General features: G+C 57.8%; 3 protein-coding genes and 1 pseudogene. All 4 read right to left on the minus strand.

All coding sequences use genetic code 11. The annotated features are described in order from the left end of the window. Positions 1-660, minus strand: a pseudogene (locus ACOCD2_RS13555) (pyruvate kinase); the annotation flags it as partial. Then, positions 657-1952, minus strand: coding sequence for a TAXI family TRAP transporter solute-binding subunit (locus tag ACOCD2_RS13560; protein WP_293647670.1), 1296 nt, complete (start codon positions 1950-1952; stop codon positions 657-659). The gene ACOCD2_RS13560 and the pseudogene ACOCD2_RS13555, both read right to left, overlap by 4 nt. A 7-nt stretch (positions 1953-1959) precedes the next feature. Further along, positions 1960-3330: an aminodeoxychorismate synthase component I gene (pabB, locus tag ACOCD2_RS13565; protein ID WP_293680135.1), complete on the minus strand. Its 1371-nt coding sequence runs from the start codon at positions 3328-3330 to the stop codon at positions 1960-1962. A 66-nt stretch (positions 3331-3396) separates the two neighbouring features. Next, positions 3397-4008, minus strand: coding sequence for a DUF3501 family protein (locus tag ACOCD2_RS13570; protein ID WP_293647674.1), 612 nt, complete (start codon positions 4006-4008; stop codon positions 3397-3399). Positions 4009-4093 lie beyond the last annotated feature (85 nt).

The following is a 4093-nucleotide window of genomic DNA, read 5'->3' on the forward strand; positions in this document are numbered from 1 at the left end:
TCTTGGAAACCACAAAGGCCTGCCTGCCCATTTGCTCCATGGCGGCACGCAGGTCCTGTATATCGGAAGCAGACGAGACGAACGACTGGCTGACGGCATCCACTCCCTGGGTCAGGGCATATTCCAGGCAATTCCTGTCATGGGGCGTGAAGGCGCTGAAACCCAGATCGATGCCCGGCAGGTTCAGACCCTTGCGGGATGACAGCTCACCACCCGCCTGAACTTGGCAAAGCACATCGTTGCCATCCACCTTGATCACTTCCAGGGAGATGAGGCCATCGTTGAGATAGAGATGCACACCGGGCTTCACGATCGAAGGCAATTGCGGCAGACTCACCGATACGCGGTGGCGGTCACCCATCACCGTATCCGTGGTCAGGATGATTTCATCACCACGCACCAGATGGACCGTATCCAGCATTTCCCCGACGCGTATCTTGGGGCCGGGCAGATCGGCCATGATGGCCAGGCGGCGCCCTGTTTGTTCTGCAGCCGCCCGCAGCGCCTTTATATTACGCCCGTGCGTCGAAAAATCACCGTGGGAAAATTCAGCCGGGCCACATTCATGCCGGCCAGCAGCAGTGCCTCCATCTTCTCCGGCGCCGCAGATGCCGGGCCGATGGTTGCAACGATCTTTGTCTTGTTGTCCAGCAGTTTCATGAGTCGATGGCATCCCGTAGCAGCCTGCCACGCACGAAGTCGATATGCAGCCGCAGATGGTAGAGTTGATAGGAAAAGGACAAAGGCACCTTGACACCCCGCACCTCCTTTTCCAGATCATCCAGTTTTTTCAGCAAATGCGCCCGGCTCTTCTTCTGTTGCCTGGCGGATTCCTTGTCCACTTCTTCGAGCTGTTCATACCAGCGATAGATGCGTGCACGCATGCGCCAGCGGTACAGGGGCGGCACGACCTTGAACAGTGGCAGCAACAGGCCCAGAAGCGGCAGAATCATGATCTTCATACGATCGAGCAGAGAGGCTGCCCAGAACGGCAGATATCGCTGCAGGAAGGGCGGCCCGTTGCGGTAGAAGCGTTCCGCCTGTTCATTCAGTGGAAAGCTCATATGCCTGTAGTTGGGAAATTCCCCTTCTTCGCTGAACCAGCCGGCCGGCCGGTGCACCTTGTCGACCACCTGCATCATGAGGCTGACCAGCCCCGGATGCAGATCCTCCTGCACCACCAGATCGCTGGTAGTCGCCAGCAGCTTGATCTCTTCGGGCGGGATGTTCACGGCCAGGTCCTCCGCCCCTTCCGGCAGAGTCAGCACGGTGAGAAAATCATGGCGGCGCGCATAGGCATCAGCCCGCTCGAAGCTTGCCAGCCGGACGGAAGAATCATGCAGCAGACCGGTCACCAGGGGACTGCGGGGCGATGCCACAAAAAAAGCGGCATCGATCTGACCAGCCTTCAGGGCCTTTGATGCTTTGACTGAATCCCAGGCCAACATCTCGACAGAAGGTATCTTCAGCGCATTTTCTTCCATGAGGAGTCTGACCAGCGCCTGGGTGCCGGAACCTTGCGGACCGATGGCCACTTTGTGTCCCTGCAGGTCAGGCATGCGCTGGAGCCGCGTACCGGCTTTGTGGAACAGCCACAGGGGTTCATAGTAGAGGCTGCCCAGACCCTGGAGCCCGGTGGCGGGTTTGTTCGCCTGCACTCCCCCCTGTACGAAGGCCATATCCACCTTGCCCTGGCTCAGCAATGCCAGGTTCTCCACCGATCCGCGGGTACTGATGATTTGCAGATCGATTCCCTGATCTTTCAGCAGTTTCTGATAGCGCAGTGCAAACGCATGGTAGGCGCCACCTTTCTCGCCACTGGCAATGACGATGTGGTCCGGCGGTGCAGGCTTGATGTACTGGAAGGCCCAGACGAAACCCACCAGCACCAGCAGCACCAGGGGGCCGTAGACAGGCAATGCTTCTTTCCAGTTGTACTTGTCTCTTGTCATCTGTTTGTCAAAGTTCGCCTGGTTGTGCGGAGAACAGCCGGAAAAAGGCGGCTGCCTTGTCGAGGCTCTCCTGATATTCCTCATCGGGTTTCGAATCCGCTACAATGCCACCGCCGGCATGATAGCTCACTTTGCCACTGTCGATCTGCAGGGTACGAATGGCGATATTGCTGTCCATGTTGCCGTCAAAACCGATCCTGACAATACTGCCACAATAGATCTGTCGCGGATACGCTTCCAGCTCCTGAATGATTTCCATGGCACGGTGCTTGGGCACACCCGTGATGGAACCACCGGGGAAACAGGCTGCCAGCAGGCTCAGGGCATCTTCTCCCCTGGCCAGCTCGCCGGTTACCGTACTCACCAGGTGATGCACCGTCGGATAGGACTCCACCCTGAACAGCTCGGGCACCTCGATACTGCCGGGGACACATACCCTGCCCAGGTCGTTGCGCAGCAGATCCACGATCATGAGATTTTCCGCCCGGTCCTTTGCGCTGTTTTCCAGCGCCTCCACCAGTTGCAGATCATACCGCTCATCGGCACTGCGGGGCCGCGTGCCCTTGATGGGGCGGGTCGTCACCCGCCCGTTCTCCAGCGACAGAAACTGTTCCGGCGAGGAGCTGAGGATGTCGCCGAAAGGAAAAGGCAGGTAGGCGCCGTAGGGTGACGGGTTGGCGCCACGCATGGCCAGGTACAGGGGCCAGCTGTCACCCTTGAAAGAGCCGCTGAATCGCTGCGCATAGTTGACCTGATAGCAATCACCTTCACGCAGGTAATGCTGAATGCGTTCGAATGCCCGGTCATACTGCTGCCGCGTGGTTTCGTGTTTCGGCGCACCCGCGATCATGCCACCGGATTCAGGGGCCACCCCGTCATCAGGTGCGCTCAGCAGCGCCGGAAGTTCGGGAGGCATGGCAGCTGCCTTGCCCGCCAGCCAGCAACTGTGCTGGCGCTGATCCACGACGATGGCCCAGTCGAAGATGCCAATGGCCGCTTCAGGAATTCCACCCCGTTGTACAGGCAGCCCTTCGAGGCGCCGGCCGAAATCGTAGGAAAAGTAACCGACGGCACCGCCGGAAAAAGGCAGTTCACTGCTGTGTTCCTTTCCTGCTTGCAGTACCCGTCGAATGACATCGGTCACCGGCTCCCGGGTAGTTTCTGTCCTGCCGTCACGGTACTGAAGTGTGGTCAGCGCGTTTTCACTGATGATGCGGACACGCGGGTCGGCTACGAGGATATGATAACGCCCCCCATATTCCAGATGCTCACCGCCACCGCTGTCCAGCCAGAACGCCCAGGGAAAATGGCGCAGTTTCCGGTAGAGACGGGGAATGTCCGTGCAATCGGGAAGTCGGTGTACATGCATCGCTGGCATTTTACAGCACCCGCAAAGGCCCTGCGCGATCGCAGAACACCGGAAAGCTCTCCCCGGACAGACGCTTTACCGCAAATCATTCACCAGCGAAGCCGCGGTTTCCACTGCCACAGGCGAAACCTCCACGGTGAACTCGTCATGATCGATACCCATGCTGACAGACGCTCCCTGTTTCGCAGCAACGATCATCTCATCCGTCAGTTCAAAACGCATGAAATGCACGCTGGAAGTCTTTTCTTCCGTGGTACGTTCCAGGTCTTCATTGGCGATGGGATATATCTTTTCCAGGTCATCCACGCGCACCCAGACTTTGTCCTCGATGCCGGTGAGGCGCGCCAGCATTTTCTTGCGCTCTTCCACATCAGGGTATTCGAGCATGAAAGTGACCTTCCAGTTGCTGCCATCGGGAATCAGGGGATTGTAGGTATCCAGCTCTTCCTGAATGCCCTGTGCGTCAAAAATCTTCTCGATACGCAGCATTTCCTGAACCTGATACTGCATCGTCAGCTGATCCTCGAAATACAGCGCGGCATTTTCATTCAACCGCACCAGTCGGTTCTTCTTGTGCGCCATGACCTTCTGCCGAAATTCGGGGCGGGCCTGGTCATATTCTTCCAGGCTCATGAGATCTTCGCGTTTCAGTTTGTTGGCTCTTCCCCTGATTGAGTGGGCGCCCATCATCTAGTAATCCCATCAGGGTAAAGATCCAACCCGCCGAGATGGAAGTAAATGGCATTGGCAAACCGCTCTTTATTGCGGAAGC

It is taken from the genome of Thiolapillus sp. (genome assembly GCF_048562965.1).
Lineage (GTDB): Bacteria > Pseudomonadota > Gammaproteobacteria > Chromatiales > Chromatiaceae > Thiolapillus > Thiolapillus brandeum_A.